Source organism: Hymenobacter sp. UYAg731, assembly GCF_054061335.1.
The window spans coordinates 518008-539081 of record NZ_JBSSEC010000001.1; the positions used below are offsets into that span (position 1 = coordinate 518008).

Sequence of the window (21074 nt, forward strand, 5' to 3'; positions counted from 1 at the left end):
AACCACAACCTCCTCATCCTGCTTCTGCTCCCCGCATTCAAGCCTTGTCAAAGGCCATTCATTGAGCAGGCACTTATACTGAATGTCAATAACATATTGAATTACGAATATCAAAACAATTCAAAAACCTACTAGCTAAGGTCAATAAACGACCAGCTTTTTGAGCGTCGCCGACTGTATTCGGCGCTTAAAGTTTAATCCGCTCTTTGTACCTTCCGAATGATTCTGACTGCTCTTCCATAATAATTCCATGGCTTCGCTCTTTTCTTTTCGCAAACCTGCGCCTGCGGCCCCGCCCTTGCCCGAGGTGCCGGCCCCGGTTGGCACGTTGCGCATTGGCCTGGGGCAGTTGCTGGTGGAAGGCGGCGAACCCGCCCGTAACCTCGCCCGGGCTGTGGAGCAGATTGCCCAGGCCGCCGCCCAGCAGTGCGAATTGGTCCTGCTGCCGGAAACCCTGGATTTTGCCTGGACGCACCCCAGTGCCCTCTACGAGGCCCAGCCCATCCCCGGTGTGTATAGTAACCTGCTGTGCGAGGCGGCCGCGCTTCACAAAATTTACGTGTGCGCCGGCCTCACCGAGCGGGCGGCCGATGGGCGCAATTTCAACGCGGCTATTCTCATCGACCCGCAGGGCAACATAATCGTTAAATACCACAAGATAAACCTCTTGGATGTGGAACAACCCTACTACGCCGTGGGGCAGACGCTAAATGTAGTGGACACGCCGCTGGGCAAAATCGGGGTGAACATCTGCGCCGATAATTACCTCGACGGGTTGCCTATTGGCCACACCCTGGCCCGAATGGGGGCCGAATTCATCATCGCGCCGGCCTCCTGGACCGTGGACTACTCCATCACTGAGGAGCACGACCCCTACCAGGAAAAATGGGTGAAGCCTTTTTCAATCCTTGCCAAGCTCTACAACGTAGTGGTAGTCAGCGTTACGTCCGTTGGCTACATCGTGGGCGGGCCGTATGAGGGTAAAAAAAGCGTGGGCTGTTCCCTCGCCGTCGATGCCCACGGGGTGCGTGCGCAGGGCACGTTCAATGAATTTGCCGGCCAGCTGGTGGTGGCCGACCTTGCCCGCCCTCACCGCCCCGAGCGCGGCACCGACATCGGCCTCATGCTACTGCGCAAAGGCTACCGCTTCGACCAACTGCCTTAAAATTATTATTTCCTTCCGCAATATTTCCTTTCCGTTTGACTACCAACCCACCCGCGGTGCCTCACAATCTGCCCTTGCTGTACGCCCCAATTCCTTTATACAGCCCCCTTATTTCCACCGCCATTGCTAACACAAGTACGCTCTCACGATTCTCTGGCCACCACAGATTTAGCGGCTGATTATCAGCGTTGCGGTCGGTGCGTGATGGACACAACTGCGCCGGGCATCACCTTCGATGCCGAGGGCACCTGCTCTTTTTGCGACGTCCACGACCGCATGGAAAAGGCTTTCCCGCTCGGCGAAGCCGGCCGCGCCACCGTGCGGCAGCAGGCCGAGGAGATGCGCCGAGCCGGCCGCAACCGCCGCTACGACTGCGTGGTGGGCGTGAGCGGTGGCCGCGACAGCACCTACACGCTCTGGTACTGCGTCACCCAGCTCAAGCTGCGCCCCTTGGCGGTGCATTTCAACGACGGTTTCGGCAACCCCGTGGCCGGCGAAAACATGGTGCGAACCTGCCAGCGCCTGAACGTGGAGCTGCGCACCATCACCTCGGACTGGCGCGAGTCGAAGGACCTGAAAATTGCTTTTTTGAAAGCCTCCGTGCCCGATATGGAGGAAGGCACCGACCTCGGCATTGCCACGGCCCTCTACGGCGTGGCCGCCAAAGAAGGCATCCGGCACTTGATTATCGGCCAGTCGTTCCGCACCGAAGGCATTGCCCCGCTGAGCTGGAATTTTTTGGATGGCCGCTACCTGCGGGCCGTGCATAAGCAGTTCGGCACGGTGCCGCTCCGGCGCTGGCAGCCCGCCGACCCTGGCTTCAATCTGGGTGTCAAGGAGATGTTCTACTACGCTTTCGTGCGACGCATCAAAACCGTGACGTTGCTGTATCATCTTGATTACGTGCGTACCGAGATTGACGAGCTACTGGTGCGCGAGCTGGCCTGGAAAAGCCCCGGCGCCCATTATTCCGACGACCTCTACCAGAGCCTGATTTACTACCTCAACCGCATCAAGTTCAACATCGACCGGCGGCTGTTCAACTATTCGGCGCTGGTGCGCTCGGGCCAGATGAGCCGCGAGATGGCCCTGCACCGCATTTCCGGCCTCAACTCCATCGAGGAAGAATCGGTGATTGCGCTCTGCATCAAGCGCCTGGGGCTCACGCGCGATGAGTTCGATGCCATTGTGACTGCTCCGGTGAAAACCTTCCACGACTATCCCAACAACTACGCGCTACTCAAGCTGTTGCGCGGCCCCATCAAGCTCATGAGCCGGCTCAACCTGATTCCCGAATCGGCTTATGATAAATACTTTAACTGCGGCACCTGAGCCACAAACGCAAAAAGAAAGGCCGGTTCCTGCGTGGGAACCGGCCTTTCTTTTTGCGCAAACATTACTGTTGACCACGTTAGGCGGCAATGTGCAGCCACTCTTTCTTTTCGAGCAGGCGCTCGCGGGTTTCGCGGTAGTCGGGGTCGTCCACACAACAGTCCACGGGGCACACGGCGGCGCACTGCGGCTCTTCGTGGAAACCCACGCACTCGGTGCATTTATCCGAAACGATGTAGTAGTACTCGTCCGAAACCGGGGTTTGGGGGGCCGTGCCCGCCACCACGGTGCCATCGGCGGCGGCCACTTCCTTCAGCGAGGTGCCATCGGCCCAGCGCCACTGCGCGCCGCCTTCGTAAATAGCGTTGTTGGGGCATTCCGGCTCGCAGGCACCACAGTTGATGCACTCGTCGGTTATCATGATGGCCATGGGGCGTCGGGGTTCGGGAGGTGAAGTGAGGAAACCAAAGCAGAACGAGGGAGCTTTACGTAAAACGCCCGCCCCGCGCCGTTCTTTGGGCCTGCAAAATTAATCAACAACGACTGGGTTTGCACGGTTTCAGCCAATTTTGCCGGGTAATCTTCCGCACGGGCCGCTTTGGTGGCCCGCGCCCTCCCCTTTTCTCATGAATCATTCCGAACGCTTAGCGGCTTTTGTGGCCCTCGGCCAGCGCCTCTCCACCCTTTCTGCCGACGAGTTGACCGCCCTGGCAGCCCGCGCCCGCAACCAGAACGCCTGGTTCGACCTGCCCAACGTGACGGCCGCCGTAGCCGGCATCGCCCACCTGCTGGCCGAAGCACCGCTGCGCCACTGGGCCGCCCGCTACCCGGCCGAGCCCACCACCGTGCGCCAGGTGGGCGTGGTGATGGCCGGCAACATTCCGATGGTCGGCTTCCACGACTTGCTGTGCGTGCTGCTCAGCGGCCATGTGCTGCTGGCCAAGCTCAGCGCCGACGACGCGGCGCTGATGACTTGGCTGATGGAGGAACTGACGAGCATCGAGCCGCGCTTTACGGACATTATCAAAGTGCTGCCGCGCCTGAACGCGGCCGACGCCTTCATTGCCACCGGCTCGGATAACACGGCGCGTTATTTTGAATTTTATTTTGGCCAGCGGCCCCACCTTATCCGGCGCAACCGGACCAGCGTGGCCGTGCTCACGGGCCAGGAAACCAGCGCGGAGCTGGCTCTGCTGGGGCCGGATATTTTCCAGTACTACGGCCTGGGCTGCCGCAACGTGAGCAAGCTGTTCGTGCCCGAAGGCTACGATTTTGTGCCCCTGCTCGATGCCCTGCAAGGGTTTGAGGGCATACTTAACCACCACAAATACAACAATAATTACGACTACAACAAGAGCATTCTGCTGGTGAATGCCGTGCCGCACTACGATACGGGTTTCCTGCTGCTCACGCGCAGCGCGGCGCTGGTGTCGCCCATCTCGGTGGTGCATTACACGGAGTACGCCAGCGAAATTGACCTCGTGGACCAGCTTACCGACGTGGCGGCCCAGACGCAGTGCGTGGTATCGGCCAGCGGGCGGTTTGCGGGCAGCGTGCCGTTTGGCAAAGCCCAGGCCCCCGGTGTGGACGAGTACGCTGACCGCGTGGACACGATGGAATTTCTGGCCCAGCTACCCTAGGAATTTCATCCAAAAATCAGACTTAAGCAGGTAATTTATCGTTTGGATAGACTAAGGAAGCCTCTTTGCTTCCGGCTCCTCCACCCACCCGATTTCCATTTATCGCCATGTCTTTTACCTATTCCGCTGATACCGTTGAGATTATTGAGAAGGAAGAAATAACCAGCATGCAGTTCGGCCCAGCCGATGTGCTGTCCAACGAAGCTGACCGCCAACGCCGCCGCGCCGACGCCGACCGTGCCGTGACCCTGGGCAATGCCTACCACGGCAAGCTTGACATCTATTTCCAGACGGCCGACGGCGCTACCAAGCGTGTGGCCACCACCATCTGGGCCGCCGATGCGGAGCATCTCACACTGAAATCGGGGTCCTCGCTGCCGTTGCGAGCCGTGCTGGGGTTCGATTTTTACTAGCCAACAATTATACTGCATTAGAATAAGGAACGGTCATGCCGAGCGCAGCCGGAGCATCTCTACCGGGGGAGTAAATGATTACTCTTGCGGTAGAGATGCTCCGGCTGCGCTCGGCATGACCGTTTTCTATTTGTAGCTTCCGCGTTTATTTCGCCACCAGGTGCTGGAGCGTACGCTCAATCATGGTATCGACCACGGCCCCGGCATTCTCGGCGAATTCGCCGGTGGCGCGGTTGGCCACGATGGCGTTCAGCGATAATACTTCGTGGCCCAGCAGGCGGCCCAGGGAATAATAGCCCGCCGTTTCCATCTCAAAGTTGCTGAGGCGGAATTCGCCTTCGCCGCTCTGATGGCGGAAATTCTGGAGGCGTGAGATGTAATCTGGCTGGCGCAGGGGCAGGCGCAGGCTGCGGCCCTGCGGCCCGTAGAAGCCGGGGCAGGTGAGCGTGTTGCCCATCGTCATGCCGGCTCCCAGCTGCTCGCGCAGCAGGTCGGAGCCGCGCACCACGTAGGGCGTGAAGGGCAGCCCCAGGCTCTTTTGCAGCTCGGTGGCCACTTCGGTTTCGAGGCCGGTTTCCATGAGGGGGTAGAACTGCATGAGGCTGTCGAGGCCCACGGCGTGCTCGGTGGCCAGCATCGTGCCGATGGGCACATCGGCCTGCAAGCTGCCGCTGGTGCCCAGCCGGATGATGCGCAGGCTCAGGCGCTCCTCGGCGGGACGCACTTCGCGGGCCATGAAATCGATGTTGACCAGCGCGTCAAGCTCGTTCATCACGATGTCGATGTTGTCGGTGCCCATGCCGGTGCTGAGCACGGTGAGGCGCTTGCCGCGGTAGTAGCCCACATGGGTCACAAATTCGCGGTGCGTGGTTTCAAACTCCACCGAATCAAAATGCCGGCTCACCTGGGCCACCCGCGCCGGGTCGCCCACGGTGAGGATGGTGTCGGAGATGTGGTCGGGCAGCAGGTTGAGGTGGTAAATGCTGCCGTCGGGGTTGAGGATGAGTTCGGAATTGGGAATCATGGGAGGGAATTATAAATGTTGAATTATGCATTAAAAATTAAGAATGCACCAGGCAGCCGGACTATTCCATTGACTGAGTGTGAATTCACAATTACTAATTTTTAATGCATAATTAAGCCTTAGCGTAGGAAGCCAGGCCCTGGGCGGGGTTGTAGTGGTTGCTGAGCTTGGGGTAAGTGCCAGTGCCGTCGTACACGCGCTTGTCGGGGTGGGCGGCGCAGGCATCGGAGCAGGCCCCTTGCAGGGTGGTGCCGCAGGCTTCGCAGAGCGGCAGGTGGGCGTTGCAGTGCGGATTGGCGCAGTTGATGAGGCGGGCGCTGGGCTGCTGGCAGTGGTGGCAGCGCGAAATCACGGTGGGGTTCACGCGGTTCACGTCCACGGCCACGCGGTTGTCGAACACGTAGCACTGGCCGTCAAAATCCTCGCCCCCGGCCTCGATGCCGTACTTGATGATGCCGCCGTGCAACTGGTACACGTTCTCAAAACCCTGCTCCAGAAGGTAGGCGCTGGCTTTTTCGCACTTCACGCCGCCGGTGCAGTAAGTCAGGATTTTCTTATCCTTGAATTCCCTGAGGCGCTCGACGCGCTCGGGGAAGTCGCGGAAGTTTTCCATATCCAGCGTCACGGCGTCCTTAAAACGGCCGAGGTTGTACTCATAGTCCGAGCGCACGTCCACCACCACTACGTCGTCGCGGTCCTTCAGCGCCCGGAATTCTTCGGGTGAAAGGTGCTGGCCGGTTTTTTCGTGCGGCTTCATGGTGTGCAGGCTGCTATGCACAATTTCCGGCTTCACCCGCACGTGCAGCTTCTGGAAGGTGTGGGCTGCCACCTCGTCAACCTTAAACTCCAGGGCGGCGAAGCGTGGGTCGGCTTTCACGGCCGCCATATAGGCGGCGCAGCTTTCGTGCGTGCCCGATACCGTACCGTTCAGCCCCTCGGCCGCCACGATGATCCGCCCGCGCAAGTCCAGCGCCAGGCACAAGCGGTGGTGCTCGTCGCGGAACTGCTCGGGGTTGTCGAGCGGCGTATAGCAGTAATAAAGAAGAACCTGATACATGTTCAATTAAAAATTAAAAATTATGAATTAAGAATTAAGAATTTTTTCACTAGCTGCGGCTTCATTACTTTCCGTACCGCCTGCCAATTTTTAATTCATAATTCTTTATTTTTAATTACACTTTAACCGCCGGGTTGCCGAACACCGTCTGGCCGTTCGCCACGTCGGCCACTACCACGGAGCCGGCCCCAACGCGGGCTTTGTCGCCGATTTTTACGCCGGCCACTACTACCGCGCCGGCTCCGATGAAGGCTTGCTCGCCCACTTTCACATCGGCCCCGAGCAGGGCACCGCTGCCCAACTGGGCGTAATCGCCCACGGTGGCGCGGGCTTCTACCACGGCATTGGCCCCCACCAGGCAACCATCGCCGAGGGTGGCGGTGGCGGCCACCACGGCGTTGGGGCCGATGTAGTTGCCGTGGCCCAGGGTGGCATGGTTCGACACGCTGGCCCGCTCGTGAATGGCATTGACGGGCACGGCTTCGTACTCGGTGCGCAGCATCTGGGTGAGGCTGCGGCGGCTGGCGGTGTCTTCGGTGGCCACGAAAACTTCGCACTTTTTGCCCAGCAGCTTCAGCAGCTCGCCGTCGTCGGTGTTGCCCATCACGGGCACGTCGAGCAGCTCGGTGCCTTGCAGCTTCTTATCGTCGTCGAGCATGCAGTACACGACCACGTCGTTGGAGAGAAAAGCGTCGAGGGCGGCGGTGCCCACGGTTTGGGCACCAAGAATGATAACGGGGTTTTCCATGGAGGGAATTCAGATGAGGAAGGCCGGGCCGGCCGGCCGCAAATTGCGCCGCTGCCCGGCCCGGCGGTGCAAAGGTACGGCATGCGCCGCAGGGGCAGTTTCGCAAGAATGCACAGGCCGGGCCGACGGTTATTTCTCCCGAAACCCGAGCCGCCGCAGCGCTGCGGCCGCGTAGTCGTTTTGCAGCAGCAGCAGCACCAGATACGGCATGAGGTCGCTGCGGTAGCGGTGCAAGGAGCCCAGGTTGGGCGTGGTTAGCCCCATCAAAGCAGCCAGCACGACGCAGAAAATCACCAGCCCCAGCCCCAGCACAAACGGCAGATGCCCCGCCCGGCCCCGCACCGCGCCCACGGCGGCCACTATCAGCAAGAGCAGCAAGAGCAGGTTTTCGGCTCCGGCGGCGGCCAGCCGTGGCTCGCGGGCCTCGCCCAGATAAGGGCGCGTAAGGGTATTGGCCACCGCCAGCGGGGCATAGCTCAGCACGCTCTCCAGCGTGGGGCGCAGGTCGGGGTACTCAAAATGGGGCCGCCCCACCAGGTTGGGCAGGTCGGAAGTATAGACGCGCACCACCTGATTGGTGAATTTATTTACGCTGAACGCCACGCTGAGCTGCTGGGCCAGCCACAGGCCAGAGCCCAGCACAGCCAGCAGCGCCAGAGCCTGCGCCCAGCGGGGCCGCGCCAGTCCGCGCACTTGCAGGCCCCGCACCAGCGCCAGCCCCACCAGCACCGCCAGCAGCGGCGCGGCAAAAAAGTAGCGCATTTTGAAATGGACAAAAGCCAATGCCACCACCGCCAGCCACCAGCCGGCCCGGTGCCACCAAGCGGCGGGCGGCCGCCCCCCCGGCTCACCATACAGCCGCTCCAGCACCAACGCGGTCAGCCACGCCCCGCTGCCCACCAGCAACGACTCCTTGCTCAGCCCTGCGGCCCAGAACCACACCGATGGCCACAGCAGAAATGCCACCGCGCCGGCCCCGGCCGGCGTATGCGGAAATACGCGGGCCAGCACCCGCACCAGCTGCCAGCAGCTCACGAAGGCGAACAGGCTCAGATACAAACCATTCAGCCAGCCTGTTCCGCCCGAGGCCAGATTCAAAAAAGCCAGCACTTTGATGAAGAACCAGGTGTTGGAAAGCCCTTGGTAGACAGCCGTGTAGTATTTGAAATGGATAAGCGTGACGGCCTGCGTAAGCGTCTGCCACGCCCGGCCCGGGTGCGCCCACAGTTGCGCCGTGATGGGCTGGCTCAGGTCGCTCATAAATTTGGCATCGAGCTGCAAATGCCAGTTCCGGGCCAGCCCCACGGCTACGCGCACACCCAGGCCGGCCACGAGCGCGGCCCGCCACCAGCCCGCCGGAGCCTCACGCCACTGCCGCCGCAGCCACGGCAGCAGGCTGGCCAGCAGGGCCGCATTGAGCAAAATGGCCAGCATTATTTTCACCGGGCCACGCGAGGTTGTTGCACCAAGCGACTGCCGATGGCGCAGTGCAAGCAGCGGCGCGGCGCGCAGTAGCTTTTGTGCAGTGCCAGCAGCCCTTGGGAGTCGGCGGCCGTGCGGTGTGCGAAGCCCAGCGCCTCGTACACGTCGGTGTACTGGTTGTGCTCAGCCGGCAGCTCGCTCAGCAGGGCCACGCTGCTTTCAACCAGCGCGGGCTGGCCTACGTGCCGGGCGTAGGCCACGCGCAGCGGCACCACCACGTTGGTGATGAGCAGGTCGATGCTAGTTTTGCCCAAACCCGGCACCTTGCCCGGCCGACCGGGCCGGAAGTGCGCCCGCCAATAGGCCGGCGCGGGGGCCTGAAAAAACTCCTCCAGCGCGGCCACGCTTTGGGCCGTGAGCAGGGCATCGAACAATGCCGGCCGGGCGTGCAACAGGCCCGCCAACTGGCCTAGCCGCACGGGCGGAAAATTGGCCGGCCGCAGGCGCAGGTAGTTCCACTCGTGTACGACCAGCGCGGCATCCGCCAGCTTGTACTTATGCCGCAGAAACTCGTATTCCTGCCTCAGGTCCCGGATGTAGTCATCGGCGGCAGTCTCCTCATTTTCAATCAGAAACCCGGCCTGCCCGAACAGCAAGGCTTCGAGCTGGCGCTGGTCGTGGCGGTGGCGGCGCAGCACGCTTAGCGGCAGGGCTTTGGCCAGGCGGGCCAGCGGTTCACTGTTCTTCTGGAAGCCGAACGCGGCCATGAGCGCGTGGTAGGCGGTGGCTTCCCAGTCCTGGCCGAGGTGCTGGTGCAGGGCCATCACGTCGTCGGCCTTGCGCTCCACGCGCTCCAGCAGGGCGCGCTCGGTCATCATTGTGCGGGTGATTTCGGGCACCAGATGCAGCAGCGGCGCACAGGGCAAGGACGCGGCGGCGGGCGCTTCTACCAAGGCCTGGTAGCGGGCCAGCAGCTCGGGGGCGAGGCGGGTTTGAAGGGCCAGGGCGGGAATCAGGCTGCCGTTGGTGCGGGCCACATCGGCATCGTGCTGGCCCACTACGTGCAGAATTACCTGGTCGTATTTAGGGTCGATTTGGTGGTTATGGCGGGACCAGTCGGAGGCGCGGAGGTGGATTTCCACGGCCCCATTCCACTCTACTTCGCCCACGCGCAGGCGGGCGTTCAGGAAATCGGGACCGGCGTCGGCGTTGCGGTGGCCGGGTTTCAGCACCTGGATTTCCTCGCCTTCGGCCGTGCGCAGGTCGGCCTTATCAAAATACTGGTGCTGCCAGACGTAGTGGAGGAAATCTTCGTGCATGGCTGCAAATTAGTTGTCAGTTGCTGGTTATCCGTTGTCGGCGGTAAAACTGACTACCGCACAAAGTAGAAGCGGCCCGCCTCTTTCGAAGCGGGCCGCAGCATTCATCGGCCCAACAGCCGACAACCAACAACTGATAACTAATTAATTAGCGCAGGTCCACCACCTTCACACCCTTGTACTTGGCCTTGTCGAAGGCGAATGTACTGGCATCGGTGGGCGGATTGGGCTTGAAGTTCTTGATGAGAAAAGTGTACTGGTTGCCACTCTTCTTGAAGACCTGCCAACTCTTAATTGAGGTATCTTTTTTGCGCACTTTCAGGCGCACTTTGAACACGTCATTCTGGCGGTTTTCGGGGGCTAACTCAATCACGTCGAGCGGCTCACCGCCTTCCGTCACCTGCTGCACGTAGGTGTATTTGTAGCCCTTTTTATACATCGTGTAAATCTGGGAGGGCGACATTTCCTGCGTGTCGGGGTCTGCGTCGGAGATATTGACCTCGTTTTCGTTCTTCAAGTAGGTCCAGGTAGTTTTGCCGTCGGTGATGACCTCCTGGCCGCTGATTTTGAGGCGGAATTTCTGGCCGCTCACCACGATATCGCCGTTGATGTTCTGCTTCACTTTGGCGCTGGGATTTTCCAGCGTCTGGGTGAAAGTAGCCTGAAATGCTTTCAGCGCCTGGTATTTGGCGCTCATCTGGTCGAGGATTTTACCGGCTTTGGGGTCTTGCTGGGCGGCGGCGGGCAAAGCCAGCGAAACCGCGAGCAGCAGGAAGGAAATTGATTTTTTCATTAGAAGAGGAGAGTTCAAAAGGCGCTTGTGCGGGGCTTGGAAAGCCTGATACGGATTTCGTTTAACAAACGTCCGGCCAAAATCCCAATGAAGCATCGATGAAGGGAAAAAAGTAGCGTAAGCTTTAGCCTCCGACGAGCGGAGCGGGTATCGGTAACCGTTTTGTTGGCTGCGTCTTTATCCGCTCCGCTCGTCGGAGGCTCAAGCTTGTGCTACTTCATCGAGTTCAACAACTGCTCCAACTGGTACTCGTCGGGAATGAGCACGTCGCGGGCCTTGCTGCCCTCAAACGGACCCACGATGCCGGCGTGCTGGAGCTGGTCGATGAGGCGGCCGGCCCGGTTGTAGCCCAGCTTCAGCTTGCGCTGGAGTAGGCTGGTGCTGCCCTGCTGGTGCAGCACGATGCAGCGGGCCGCGTCCTCAAACATGGAGTCGCGCTCCGAGGGGTCCATTTCTTCGTTGCCGCTGCCAGCGTCGCCGTCGGCCCCGGCCACTTCGGGCAGCAGGTAGGCATCGGAATAGCCCTGCTGCTCGCCGATGAAGTCGCAGACGCGGTCCACTTCCGGCGTGTCGATGAAGGCGCACTGCACCCGAATCAGGTCGGAACCGGCCGAGAACAACATGTCGCCCTGGCCGATGAGCTGGTCGGCGCCGCCGGTGTCCAGGATGGTGCGCGAGTCGATTTTGCTGGTCACCTTAAAGGAAATCCGGCAAGGGAAGTTGGCCTTGATGATGCCGGTAATCACGTTCACCGAGGGGCGCTGGGTGGCCACGATGAGGTGAATGCCGATGGCGCGGGCCAGCTGGGCCAGGCGCGCAATGGGCGTTTCCACTTCCTTGCCGGCCGTCATCATCAGGTCGGCCAGCTCGTCGATGACCAGCACGATGAAGGGCAGGAAGCGGTGACCTTTCTTGGGGTTGAGTCGGCGCTCGATGAACTTGGCGTTGTATTCCTTCAGGTTACGGCAGCCGGCTTCCTTCAGGAGGTCGTAGCGCCGGTCCATCTCCATGCAGAGCGAGTTCAGCGTGTTCACCACCTTCTTAGTATCGGTGATGATGGCCTCGTCGGTGTCGGGCAGTTTGGCCAGGTAGTGGCGCTCAATCTTGTTGAAGATACTCAATTCCACCTTCTTGGGGTCCACGAGCACGAACTTCAGCGTGGCCGGGTGGCGCTTGTAGAGCAGCGAGGCCAGAATTACGTTCAGGCCAACGGACTTGCCCTGGCCCGTGGCCCCGGCCATGAGCAGGTGGGGCATCTTGGCCAGGTCAGCCACGAACACCTCGTTGGTAATGGTGCGGCCGAAGGCAATGGGCAGGTCCATTTCGGTGCGGGCGAACTTCTCCGAGCCCAGCACTGAGCGGATGCTCACCATTTCTTTCTTGGCGTTCGGTACCTCGATACCGATGGTGCCCTTGCCCGGAATGGGCGCGATGATGCGGATGCCCAAAGCGGCCAGGCTCAGGGCAATGTCATCTTCCAGTGCCTTGATTTTGGAGATGCGAACCCCCGCCTCGGGCACGATTTCATAGAGCGTGACCGTGGGCCCGATAGTGGCCTTGATGCTGGCGATGCTGATGCCGTAGTGCCCCAGCGTCTCCACGATGCGGTCCTTGTTGGCTTCGAGTTCCTCCTTGGTTACCTGGGCTTTGGCGATGCCGTAGTCGTTGAGCAGTTCCAAGGTGGGGAACTGGAAGCGGGAAAGCTCCAGGGTGGGGTCGTAGTTGCCGGCGGGCATGGCGTCGGGGTCTTCATCCTCATCGGCCACGGCGGCGATGTCGGCCCCGGCGTTGGGGTCGAGGTCGTCGCGGCCGGGCGTTACGAGCTCCAGCGGGCGCGGCGTGGGCAGCGGGACGCGGGGCGCGGGCAAGGGTGCGTCGCCATCGGCCAAATCAGCCAGCGAAAGCGGCGTGGGAATGGTGGACGCGGGCACGCTCGGCGCGACGGCCAGTTCTTCCTCTGCCGTGGGCATTTCGATGGAAAACGACGGGCCGGAGACGGCCAGCGGTAGCGCGGCGCCTACCGTTGAAGCGGCAGTAGCGGCAGCAGTAGCCGCGCCCGCAGCAGCCATAGCGGCCGGCGTAACTACTGCGCCGGCCACGGCCAGCGGCAGGCCCGCGCCGGGCCGGGGAGCGGGCTCGTATTCCTTTACGAATGCCTGGGCTTCATCCGTCTCGTCATCCGCATTAAGCTCCAGAGCCGGACCGGTTGCCTGCATTCCTCCAGCGGCAACCGTAGCGGAAGACGTAGCCGTAGCTTCCGGCGCGACCGGGCGGGTCTTGAGCGTCATAGCCGGGGCGGCGGGCGCGGGAGTGAGCTGAATCGCGGCGGCCTGCTCGGCGGCGATTTCGGCTTCCAGCTCGGCGTCTTCGTCGGCATCGTCCTCGGTGCTGAGGCTGCGGAAGCGGCCCAGGTTGAGGCTGGTAACGTTGAAGAAAAACACCACGAACGAAATCAGGGCGAAGGCCAGCAGCAGTACCGTGCCCCAGCCAATGAGGCTATCGAGCCAGGAAGCGGCCTCAAAGCCCACGCCGCCGCACAAGAAATCGAGGCGGTGGGCCAGCCCGGGGTCGGCCCCCGGCGCAGCCAGCGACACCACCACGTAGCCCATCAACACGCTCAGCCAGGCCATCGTGAACAGGCCCAGGGCCAGTACGTAGCTCACCGAAACCGGCGCGGTGCGGAACACAATCTTATACCCCAGAAAAAACACGATGGGAATTAGGGCAAACGCCGCCACGCCAAACAGCTTGTAGATGAACAGCTCGGCGGCCCAGGCCCCGAGCAGGCCCAGCCAGTTGTGCGATTCGGCCCCGGCTTCCTTCACCGGCAGGGTGCTCATGGCCCCCACCACGCTCTGGTCGGCGTGGCCGGTGAAGAGGAAGGAGGTGAAGGCGATGGTGAGGTAGAGGCTGCCCAGCAGCAGCCCGAAGCCCACGAAGAGATGAAAGCGGCGGTCGCGCAGCAGGCTCAGCAGGTTGCCTACGCCGGGCAGGGTGCCGCGCGGGGCGCGGGGCGGCTTGGCGGGTTTAGCCGCTGGGGCCTGGGCGGCGCGGGCGGCTTTGGGCACGTTGGCGGCGGCTTGGCGGGGCTCCGGGCGGGCGGCGGGGGCGGGCTCGGGGGCCGGCGCGTTGGGGCGCGGCTCGTTGCGGCGGTTGGCCCGGGGCTCGTTCGGGCGGTTAGCCGAGGGGCCGGCGGGAGGGTTTGTATAACGATTATCGGCCATTCGACGGGTGCAGAAAGGTCAAATTTACACAATGCGGGCGGTAAACGGACGGATGAGTTAAATCGGGGTATCGGAACGACAACTCCCCTCCTCAGATAAGGAGGGGATGTTTCCGCGCAGCGGAAACGGGGGTGGTTGAATTCGTTGAACGACTTGGGGCGGTGTTGTTCGAGTATCGTTCAACGAGTTCAACCACCCTCATTCAGCTTGGTGGCTGAACATCCCCTCCTCAGATGAGGAGGAGAGTTTCGCTCCCTCCCCCACCCCACCCCACCCTAGCTGCGCGGATGAAACTCGGTGATGACCTGCCGCAGGAAGTCCCGGTCCAGGTGCGTGTAAATCTCGGTAGTCGTGATGCTGGCGTGGCCCAGCATCTCCTGCACGGCGCGCAGGTCGGCCCCGCCTTCTATCAAATGCGTGGCGAAGGAATGGCGCAGCGTGTGCGGGCTGATGGTTTTGCGCAGGCCCGCCTGCTCGGCCAGCTTCTTGAGGGTGGTGAACACGGTGATGCGCGAGAGCGGCCGGCCATTCTTGCTCAGAAAGGCGAAATCTTCGCTGCCGGGCTTGATGTCCAAATGCCCGCGCACGCCGCTGAGGTAGAAGTTGAGGTGCTTGAGGGCTTCGCGGCCCACGGGCACGAGGCGCTCCTTGTTGCCCTTGCCCACCACTTTCATGAAGCCTTCGTCGACGTAGATGTTGCTCAGGCGCAAGTCGCAGAGCTCGCTCACGCGCAGGCCGGAGGAGTAGAGCACTTCGAGCAGGGCGCGGGTGCGCAGGCCTTCGTCGGTGCTCAGGTCGATGGCGGCCAGCAGCTGCTCCACTTCGGGGTAGCTGAGGGTGTCGGGCAGGTGGCGGCCGGTTTTGGGGGCTTCTAGGGTGTCGGTGGGGTCGAGCTTGAGCAGGTCTTCCATGATGAGGAAGCTGAAAAACGCCTTCAGGCCCGAGAGGGTGCGGGCCTGCGAGGTGGCGCTCAGGCCCAGCCCTTGCAGGGTGTTGAGAAATTCGCGTAGCACCTCGGTGCTCACCTGCGTGGGGCCGAGGTGCAATTTCTGGATGATGAGAAACTGCTGAAGCTTGGTGATGTCGCGCACGTAAGCTTCTACCGAATTGGGCGAGAGGGATTTTTCGAGGCGCAGGTAGCCGTCGAATTGTTTGAGGGCAAGGGGCCAGGTCATGGGTTGCGGGAGGATTTTCGAGGTTCAAAGAACGTCATGCAGCGCGCAGCGAAGCATCTTTACCGCCAGCACTAACTCATTCGATTGGATTACTGACTGCGGTAAAGATGCTTCGCTGCGCGCTGCATGACGTTCTTTTGTATTCAACCCCCATACCTTCTCCCCGCCCCTACGCATGGACATCCTAATCATCAACGGCCCCAACCTCAACCTGCTCGGCCGCCGCGAGCCCGGCATCTACGGCAACCGCTCGTTCGAAGACTTTTTCCCCGAGCTTGAAGAAGCCTTCCCGCAAGTGAAGCTCACGCAGTTTCAATCCAACCACGAGGGAGCGATACTGGATAAGCTGCACGAAGTCGGCTTCATTCACCACGGCATTATATTAAATGCCGGGGGCTACACCCACACCAGCGTGGCCCTGGCCGATGCCGTGGCCGCCATCAGTGCGCCCGTGGTGGAGGTGCATCTGAGCAACCTGCACGCCCGCGAGGACTTCCGCCAGAAAAGCCTGTTTGGGCGGCACTGCGCGGGCAGCATCAGCGGCTTCGGGCTGGAAAGCTACCGGCTGGCCGTGCAGTGGTTCGTGAACCAGACGCCCAAGCGCGTGGGCTTTCGGGTGTAAAAAGCTTCCGAACACCCCATCTGGTACTGCAAACGGTCTTCCCACCGTTACGAACAGTCTGGATAATGTTCGGAAGGGTGGGGAAAGTGTTTGAAGGACCGGGCAAGTTGTTCGATACACCGAAAGCTAGTAGCGAACCGTTGAGCAGTGCGCCCGCCGGTTCCAAAATCGTTCTTCCGGCGGTTGGCCCAGCCGCTACCTTTGCGGTGGCGGTGCCCCTCTCCTTTAGCCTTTCTCGTTCATGTATACTTTCAATCCCGGGCCTTCGGCCGTATATCCCGCCGTTCGGCAGTACCTCACCGATGCCTTTGACGAGGGCTGGCTCTCGGCCCCGCACCGCTCCGAAAAGGTGACCGCCCTGGTGCGCCAGGCCGTGGCCGACCTCAAAACCAAGCTCAACGTGCCGCAGGACTACACGGTCCTGTTCACGGGCTCGGCCACCGAGTGCTGGGAAATTCTGGCCCAGAGCCTCACCCCGCGCCGCTCGTTCCATCTTTATAACGGCGACTTTGGCGAGAAGTGGTTCAAGTACGCCCAGGCCATCCGGCCGGCCAGCACAGGCCTGAGCTTCGGGCTCGATGAACTGCCCGACGTGGCCAGCCTGCCCTTCGCCCCCGACGATACCGACCTGGTGTGCATCACCCAGAACGAAACCAGCACAGCCACCCAGCTCCGCGAAGGCTTCATCCTGAACCTCTACAACCGCCTCGGCGGGGCGTTGCTGGCCGTGGATGCCACCAGCTCGCTGGCCGGCCTGAACCTGAAATACATCAAGGCCGACATCTGGTACGGCTCGGTGCAAAAGTGCTTTGGGCTGCCCGCCGGCCTGGGCGTGATGATTTTGTCGCCCCGCGCCGTGGCCCAGGCCAAACTCGTGAACGACCGCGCCCACTACAACGGCCTGCCCGCCATGCTGAGCCAGATGCTCAACCATCAAACCAACTACACGCCCAACGTGCTGGGCATTTACCTGCTCAGCCGCGTGCTGGCCGACCGCGAGCCCATCAAAACCGTGCATCAGCACCTCGCCGACCGCGCCGAAAAGCTCTACGCCTTCTTCGAGCAGGCCACCCCGCTCACGCCCCTCATCCACAACTACGAAACCCGCTCCACCACCGTCATCGGCCTGCGCGGCGAGGCCGGATTGATTGAAGAAATCAAAGCCAAAGCCAAGGAAGCCGGCCTGCAGCTGGGCAGCGGCTACGGCCCGCTGAAAAACACCACCATCCGCATCGCCAACTTCCCCGCCGTGCCCGATGCTGCCATGGAAGCCCTGGTACAGTTTTTCGCCAAGGAGTATCCGGGATAAAATAATTATGAATTAAAAATTATGAGTTATGAATTGGGGTTTGGCTTGCTTCGCGGGCTTCCTGTTCAGCACCTAATTCATAATTGATAATTCGTAAATCATAATTAAATCAGATGTTCTCCCTCCAGCAAATCTTCTCTGTCACGCTCACGCTGTTTGCCGTTATTGACATCATCGGCTCCATCCCGATTATCATTCAGATTCGGCAGCGCGAGGGACAGATTAAAGCCGAGCTGGCAACCATCGTGGCGGGCTGCCTCATGGTGGCTTTCCTGTTCCTGGGCCAGAGCATCCTGCGGTTGTTTGGGGTCGATAACGAGAGCTTTGCACTGGCCGGCGCGGTCATTATCTTCCTCATCGGACTCGAAATGATACTTGGCATCCAGCTTTTTCATTCCGACCTCACGGCCAGCACCGGCTCCATTGTGCCGCTGGCGTTTCCGCTCATCACCGGGGCCGGCACCATGACCACGCTGCTCTCGCTGCGCGCCGCCTACACGCTGCCCAACATCCTGGTCGGCATTATGCTCAACCTTGTATTTGTCTACGCCGTGCTCAAAACCAGCCCCTGGATTGAGCGCAAGCTCGGCAAAGCCGGCGAGGACGTGCTGCGCCGGGTGTTCGGCGTCATTCTGCTGGCCATTGCCATCAAGTTATTCAAGGCTAATTTTTAAGATGATTCACCTGTTCACCGACGGCTCGGCGCGCGGCAACCCGGGCCCGGGCGGCTACGGCGCCATCCTGCGCTACGGCCCCCACGAGAAGGAGCTCACCCAGGGCTTCCGCCACACCACCAACAACCGCATGGAGCTGCTGGCCGTGATAGTCGGCCTCGAAGCCGTGACCAATCCCGCCCTGCCCATCCGCGTCGTCTCCGATTCCAAATACGTGGTCGATGCCGTGGAGAAAAAGTGGGTGTTCGGCTGGGCCGCCAAAGCCGATTTCGGCAAAAAGGCCAATGAGGACCTGTGGCGGCGCTTCCTGCGCATCTACAAGCAGCGCACCGTCAGCTTCCACTGGATAAAAGGCCACGCCGGACACGCCGAAAACGAACGCTGCGACGTGCTGGCCGTGCAAAGCGCCCTGGGCAAAGGGCTGCTGGTGGATGAGGGGTATGAAGCAGTAGCGCGGACTTTGTAGTCCGCGTCCCTGCACAGTTCGCTATTGCCACACCAGACGCGGACTACAGAGTTCGCGCTACTTTATGCCCAACGACTACTTCCAGTTCCAGCAGTTCCGAATCGAGCAGGCCAATTGCGCCATGAAGGTGAGCACCGACGCCTGCCTGCTGGGCGCGGCGGCCGACCTCACCGGGGCCACGCGCCTGCTCGACATCGGTACCGGCACCGGGCTGCTGGCCCTTATGGCCGCCCAGCGCTACCTCACCGTCAAAATCGAAGCGGTAGAGATTGATGCGGTGGCGGCAGCCCAGGCGGCAAGCAATGCGGCGGGTAGCCCGTGGGCTGAACGCATCGAAATACGGGCCATGAGTTTGGCCGAGTATGCCGCCACGCACCCCGCGCCATTTAGCCACATTATTTGCAACCCGCCGTTTTTCCGGCAGTCGCTGCGCTCGCCGGATGCGGCCCGCACCACGGCCCGCCACGAGGCGGCCGGCTCCCTTTCTTTTGAAGCAGTAGTGGCTTTCGCGGCGGAGTTTCTATCGTCGGCAGGCTTGCTCACCGTGCTGCTGCCGCCCCCGGAGATGCGGGCGTTTGAGCAGGCGGCTGCCGCAGTGGGGTTGCTCCCGGCCACGCGGCTGGTGGTGCGGCACCGGCCCGGCAGCAAAGCACTCCGGCACATCACCGGCTTTCGGCGCGGGGCGGGGGCTTTGCGAGAAACGGAGTTGATTATCCGAACAGCGGAAAACGAGGCCGAGTATTCGGCGGAGTTTCGGGCGTTGCTCGCGGGGTTTTATTTGGCGCTGTAGCGCGGACTTTGTAGTCCGCGAGTAAGCTCGTTGGATTCGCGGACTACAAAGTCCGCGCTACTTCACGCGCTAAATGAGCCCGGCCAGCAGGCCTAGCTTTTCGCGGTGCAGGCTATCAAGCAAATCAGCCTCCAACGTCCCAAATTCTGCCGCCAGATAGTGCCGCTGCACGCGCCCATCCACCAGCACCGAGATTTCATCGCAGGTTTCGGTGAGCGCGCCCAGGATGTGCGAGGTGAGCAAAATGCCTGTGCCCCGCTCGCGCAGGCGCTTCAGAATGGCCTTTAGTAGCAGGTTGGCTTCGAGGTCGAGGCCATTATAAGGCTCGTCGAGAATGAGGTAGCTGAATTGCTGCACCAGCAGCGCGAGCAGGGCCAGCTTCTTGCGCATGCCGGCCGAGTATTCATCGGCATACTGGTCGAGGGGCAGTTCCAGTAGCTGGTTCCAGCCGGTGAAATCGACCACGGGCCGGCCCCGCGCCTGCAGGCAGAATTCCAGGTACTCGCGTCCGGTGAGGCGCGGGTAGAAATATGGCTCGTAGGGCAGCAGCCCGCAATGCTCGCGCACCGCTGGGCCAGCCGTGTCGCGGATGGTGCCGGCAAAGTCGTTTTCCAGGCCGTAGAGGCAGTTGATGAGCGTGGTTTTACCCGCGCCGTTGGCCCCCACCAGCCCGTGAATGGTACTGGGAAGCAGGTTCAGGCTGACATCATGCAGCACGACATGCGGGCCATAAGCCTTGCGCAGATTAAGAATTTCCAGCATACCGCAAGTCCGTTAAGAGTTAAAATTGGAAGGAGTTTTTAACTCTTAACTCCTAACTCTCGACTGCTAACTCTTAACTCCCCCAGCACCGCCCGCAGCCGCCTTCGGCTTTGCCAAGTCAATCCACCCACCGCCACCAGCAACAGTACCGGGTACACGGGGTGGGCAAAGAGCGTGAGCGCCACGCCCACCACCAGCGCCTGCGTGGTGCGAATGTGCGTGGCGTTGGGATAGAAAGCGTATTTAGTGAGAATCAGCAGCGCCACCAGACCCAGCCAGAACGCGGCCACCGCCCCCGCCCCGCCCACGCCCGCCGGCCCCGCCGCCAGCAGTCCGAAAAACGGCGCGGCCGTGAGCGCCGCGTAGCCCACGCCCAGCCCCAGCCGCCGCCGCAGAAACTGCTCCGGCGTGCGGGCCGCCAGCACCAGCATGGTCACCGGCTCGGGGGTGCCGTAGCTGGCCAGCAGCACCAGCAGCCATCCCACCAGCGCCACGCCCGGCCCCAGCGGCGAGGCGTGTTGCCACACTGCCCCGGCCAGCAGCACCGGCCAGGCCCACAGCCCCCCGGCGCGCAGGCCGCCCACCCATTCAAACGCCTCGCTCCGAAACAGGCTGCGGGCGCGGTGCCGGGTGCTCCGGTTGTCACGGGCCGCAGACAGCAGCGCCGCCAGCGGGGCCAGCGCCAGCGTCAGCAAAGCCGCGCTCCAGTCGTGAAAACCGGCCAGCACCACCGCTACAGGCAGCGCCAGTAGCAAGTACTCCACCGCCAGCCAGCGCCGAAAGTGCGGCGCGCTGATGAAGAGAAACTGCAAATCGGTCCGATGCCGATGGGCCGAAGCCAGCGTCAGAAACGTCACCAATGGCACAGCCCACTGCCCCACCGGGTGCATTGCGGCCAGCACCAAGCCCCGGCCCACGGCCGCCAGCAGCACCGGCACCAATAGCGCCAGCCGGAGCCCGCCGATTTCGCGGAGCAGCCGGCCCAGCAGACGGACGCGTAGCGTGAGATAAGAGTTGAGGGGCGACATGAGCGGCAGCAACGACGGCGGCGGCGAAGCTATTGCCTCCGGCCGTGTTTTGGCGGGGAGGGGGTGTTTCATCCTGCGTGGTGAGGGGGCCGCCTTGGGCGGGGTGCGGCG

Annotated in this window: 20 protein-coding genes; 9 read left to right on the forward strand and 11 right to left on the reverse strand. The window is 61.7% G+C overall.

Going from position 1 to position 21074, the window contains the following annotated elements; translation table 11 throughout:
* Positions 1-250: 250 nt before the first annotated feature.
* Both ACVWYF_RS02210 and ACVWYF_RS02215 read left to right on the forward strand, forming a co-directional pair.
* The gene (locus ACVWYF_RS02210) at positions 251-1165 is read left to right on the forward strand and encodes a carbon-nitrogen hydrolase family protein (RefSeq protein WP_457064172.1); all 915 of its coding nucleotides are present in this window, start codon (positions 251-253) and stop codon (positions 1163-1165) included.
* A gap of 201 nt (positions 1166-1366) precedes the next feature.
* On the forward strand, positions 1367-2497 hold the full coding sequence (locus ACVWYF_RS02215) for a hypothetical protein (protein ID WP_457064173.1): 1131 nt from the start codon (positions 1367-1369) through the stop codon (positions 2495-2497).
* 79 nt (positions 2498-2576) lie between these two features.
* Here the strand turns inward: ACVWYF_RS02215 and ACVWYF_RS02220 are convergent, their stop codons facing one another.
* Entirely contained in the window at positions 2577-2927 is a 351-nt protein-coding gene (locus ACVWYF_RS02220; RefSeq protein WP_457064175.1) for a 4Fe-4S dicluster domain-containing protein, read from the reverse strand.
* Between the two features lie 196 nt (positions 2928-3123).
* Between ACVWYF_RS02220 and ACVWYF_RS02225 the strand changes: the two genes are divergently transcribed.
* Complete coding sequence (locus ACVWYF_RS02225; protein ID WP_457064177.1) at positions 3124-4137, forward strand: acyl-CoA reductase; 1014 nt, start codon at positions 3124-3126, stop codon at positions 4135-4137.
* Positions 4138-4244: 107 nt separating this feature from the next.
* Positions 4245-4550, forward strand: a complete 306-nt coding sequence (locus ACVWYF_RS02230; RefSeq protein WP_457064179.1) for a hypothetical protein — start codon at positions 4245-4247, stop codon at positions 4548-4550.
* 145 nt (positions 4551-4695) lie between these two features.
* Here ACVWYF_RS02230 and ACVWYF_RS02235 read toward each other — a convergent pair whose 3' ends face one another.
* From ACVWYF_RS02235 to xerD, 8 genes are all read right to left on the reverse strand, one after another.
* The gene (locus tag ACVWYF_RS02235) at positions 4696-5574 is read right to left on the reverse strand and encodes a nucleoside phosphorylase (protein WP_457064181.1); all 879 of its coding nucleotides are present in this window, start codon (positions 5572-5574) and stop codon (positions 4696-4698) included.
* A gap of 112 nt (positions 5575-5686) precedes the next feature.
* Positions 5687-6631 carry an oxygen-dependent tRNA uridine(34) hydroxylase TrhO gene (gene trhO / locus ACVWYF_RS02240; protein ID WP_457064183.1) on the reverse strand — a complete coding sequence of 315 codons (945 nt, stop codon included), beginning with the start codon at positions 6629-6631 and terminating at the stop codon, positions 5687-5689.
* Between the two features lie 115 nt (positions 6632-6746).
* Positions 6747-7379, reverse strand: coding sequence for a NeuD/PglB/VioB family sugar acetyltransferase (locus tag ACVWYF_RS02245; RefSeq protein WP_216688606.1), 633 nt, complete (start codon positions 7377-7379; stop codon positions 6747-6749).
* 129 nt (positions 7380-7508) lie between these two features.
* A complete protein-coding gene (locus tag ACVWYF_RS02250; RefSeq protein ID WP_457064185.1) occupies positions 7509-8822 on the reverse strand; it encodes a hypothetical protein in 1314 nt (437 codons plus the stop codon).
* Positions 8819-10120 (reverse strand): DUF2851 family protein, encoded by a 1302-nt coding sequence (locus ACVWYF_RS02255; RefSeq protein ID WP_457064187.1) that lies wholly within the window; start codon positions 10118-10120, stop codon positions 8819-8821. The genes ACVWYF_RS02250 and ACVWYF_RS02255 overlap by 4 nt, the downstream gene beginning before the upstream one ends.
* Positions 10121-10268: 148 nt before the next feature.
* Positions 10269-10913, reverse strand: coding sequence for a LolA family protein (locus tag ACVWYF_RS02260; RefSeq protein WP_457064189.1), 645 nt, complete (start codon positions 10911-10913; stop codon positions 10269-10271).
* A 212-nt stretch (positions 10914-11125) separates the two neighbouring features.
* A complete protein-coding gene (locus tag ACVWYF_RS02265; protein ID WP_457064191.1) occupies positions 11126-14137 on the reverse strand; it encodes a DNA translocase FtsK 4TM domain-containing protein in 3012 nt (1003 codons plus the stop codon).
* Between the two features lie 275 nt (positions 14138-14412).
* Positions 14413-15312 carry a site-specific tyrosine recombinase XerD gene (gene xerD, locus ACVWYF_RS02270; RefSeq protein WP_457064193.1) on the reverse strand — a complete coding sequence of 300 codons (900 nt, stop codon included), beginning with the start codon at positions 15310-15312 and terminating at the stop codon, positions 14413-14415.
* 175 nt (positions 15313-15487) lie between these two features.
* On the opposite strand from xerD, the gene aroQ reads away from it, so the two are divergent.
* The 5 genes from aroQ (at position 15488) to ACVWYF_RS02295 (ending at position 19173) form a co-directional block, all read left to right on the forward strand.
* Positions 15488-15934: a type II 3-dehydroquinate dehydratase gene (gene aroQ / locus ACVWYF_RS02275; RefSeq protein WP_457064195.1), complete on the forward strand. Its 447-nt coding sequence runs from the start codon at positions 15488-15490 to the stop codon at positions 15932-15934.
* 241 nt (positions 15935-16175) lie between these two features.
* Positions 16176-17243 carry an aminotransferase class V-fold PLP-dependent enzyme gene (locus ACVWYF_RS02280; RefSeq protein ID WP_457064197.1) on the forward strand — a complete coding sequence of 356 codons (1068 nt, stop codon included), beginning with the start codon at positions 16176-16178 and terminating at the stop codon, positions 17241-17243.
* 113 nt (positions 17244-17356) lie between these two features.
* The gene (locus tag ACVWYF_RS02285; protein ID WP_457064199.1) at positions 17357-17917 is read left to right on the forward strand and encodes a MarC family protein; all 561 of its coding nucleotides are present in this window, start codon (positions 17357-17359) and stop codon (positions 17915-17917) included.
* Position 17918: 1 nt separating this feature from the next.
* Positions 17919-18383 carry a ribonuclease HI gene (gene rnhA, locus ACVWYF_RS02290; RefSeq protein ID WP_457064201.1) on the forward strand — a complete coding sequence of 155 codons (465 nt, stop codon included), beginning with the start codon at positions 17919-17921 and terminating at the stop codon, positions 18381-18383.
* 64 nt (positions 18384-18447) lie between these two features.
* Positions 18448-19173 (forward strand): tRNA1(Val) (adenine(37)-N6)-methyltransferase, encoded by a 726-nt coding sequence (locus ACVWYF_RS02295; protein WP_457064203.1) that lies wholly within the window; start codon positions 18448-18450, stop codon positions 19171-19173.
* Positions 19174-19242: 69 nt separating this feature from the next.
* Here ACVWYF_RS02295 and ACVWYF_RS02300 read toward each other — a convergent pair whose 3' ends face one another.
* Together ACVWYF_RS02300 and ACVWYF_RS02305 are read right to left on the reverse strand one after the other, a co-directional pair.
* Complete coding sequence (locus ACVWYF_RS02300) at positions 19243-19935, reverse strand: ATP-binding cassette domain-containing protein (protein WP_457064205.1); 693 nt, start codon at positions 19933-19935, stop codon at positions 19243-19245.
* Between the two features lie 38 nt (positions 19936-19973).
* The gene (locus ACVWYF_RS02305; protein ID WP_457064207.1) at positions 19974-21035 is read right to left on the reverse strand and encodes a hypothetical protein; all 1062 of its coding nucleotides are present in this window, start codon (positions 21033-21035) and stop codon (positions 19974-19976) included.
* Positions 21036-21074 lie beyond the last annotated feature (39 nt).

Bases quoted from the DNA above. Each gene is read 5' to 3' on its own strand.
- ACVWYF_RS02210 (WP_457064172.1), top strand. From the start codon at position 251: ATGGCTTCGCTCTTTTCTTTTCGCAAACCTGCGCCTGCGGCCCCGCCC.
- ACVWYF_RS02220 (WP_457064175.1), bottom strand. From the start codon at position 2,927: ATGGCCATCATGATAACCGACGAGTGCATCAACTGTGGTGCCTGCGAG.
- ACVWYF_RS02225 (WP_457064177.1), top strand. From the start codon at position 3,124: ATGAATCATTCCGAACGCTTAGCGGCTTTTGTGGCCCTCGGCCAGCGC.
- ACVWYF_RS02230 (WP_457064179.1), top strand. From the start codon at position 4,245: ATGTCTTTTACCTATTCCGCTGATACCGTTGAGATTATTGAGAAGGAA.
- ACVWYF_RS02235 (WP_457064181.1), bottom strand. From the start codon at position 5,574: ATGATTCCCAATTCCGAACTCATCCTCAACCCCGACGGCAGCATTTAC.
- trhO (WP_457064183.1), bottom strand. From the start codon at position 6,631: ATGTATCAGGTTCTTCTTTATTACTGCTATACGCCGCTCGACAACCCC.
- ACVWYF_RS02245 (WP_216688606.1), bottom strand. From the start codon at position 7,379: ATGGAAAACCCCGTTATCATTCTTGGTGCCCAAACCGTGGGCACCGCC.
- ACVWYF_RS02255 (WP_457064187.1), bottom strand. From the start codon at position 10,120: ATGCACGAAGATTTCCTCCACTACGTCTGGCAGCACCAGTATTTTGAT.
- ACVWYF_RS02260 (WP_457064189.1), bottom strand. From the start codon at position 10,913: ATGAAAAAATCAATTTCCTTCCTGCTGCTCGCGGTTTCGCTGGCTTTG.
- ACVWYF_RS02265 (WP_457064191.1), bottom strand. From the start codon at position 14,137: ATGGCCGATAATCGTTATACAAACCCTCCCGCCGGCCCCTCGGCTAAC.
- xerD (WP_457064193.1), bottom strand. From the start codon at position 15,312: ATGACCTGGCCCCTTGCCCTCAAACAATTCGACGGCTACCTGCGCCTC.
- aroQ (WP_457064195.1), top strand. From the start codon at position 15,488: ATGGACATCCTAATCATCAACGGCCCCAACCTCAACCTGCTCGGCCGC.
- ACVWYF_RS02280 (WP_457064197.1), top strand. From the start codon at position 16,176: ATGTATACTTTCAATCCCGGGCCTTCGGCCGTATATCCCGCCGTTCGG.
- ACVWYF_RS02285 (WP_457064199.1), top strand. From the start codon at position 17,357: ATGTTCTCCCTCCAGCAAATCTTCTCTGTCACGCTCACGCTGTTTGCC.
- rnhA (WP_457064201.1), top strand. From the start codon at position 17,919: ATGATTCACCTGTTCACCGACGGCTCGGCGCGCGGCAACCCGGGCCCG.
- ACVWYF_RS02295 (WP_457064203.1), top strand. From the start codon at position 18,448: ATGCCCAACGACTACTTCCAGTTCCAGCAGTTCCGAATCGAGCAGGCC.
- ACVWYF_RS02300 (WP_457064205.1), bottom strand. From the start codon at position 19,935: ATGCTGGAAATTCTTAATCTGCGCAAGGCTTATGGCCCGCATGTCGTG.
- ACVWYF_RS02305 (WP_457064207.1), bottom strand. From the start codon at position 21,035: ATGAAACACCCCCTCCCCGCCAAAACACGGCCGGAGGCAATAGCTTCG.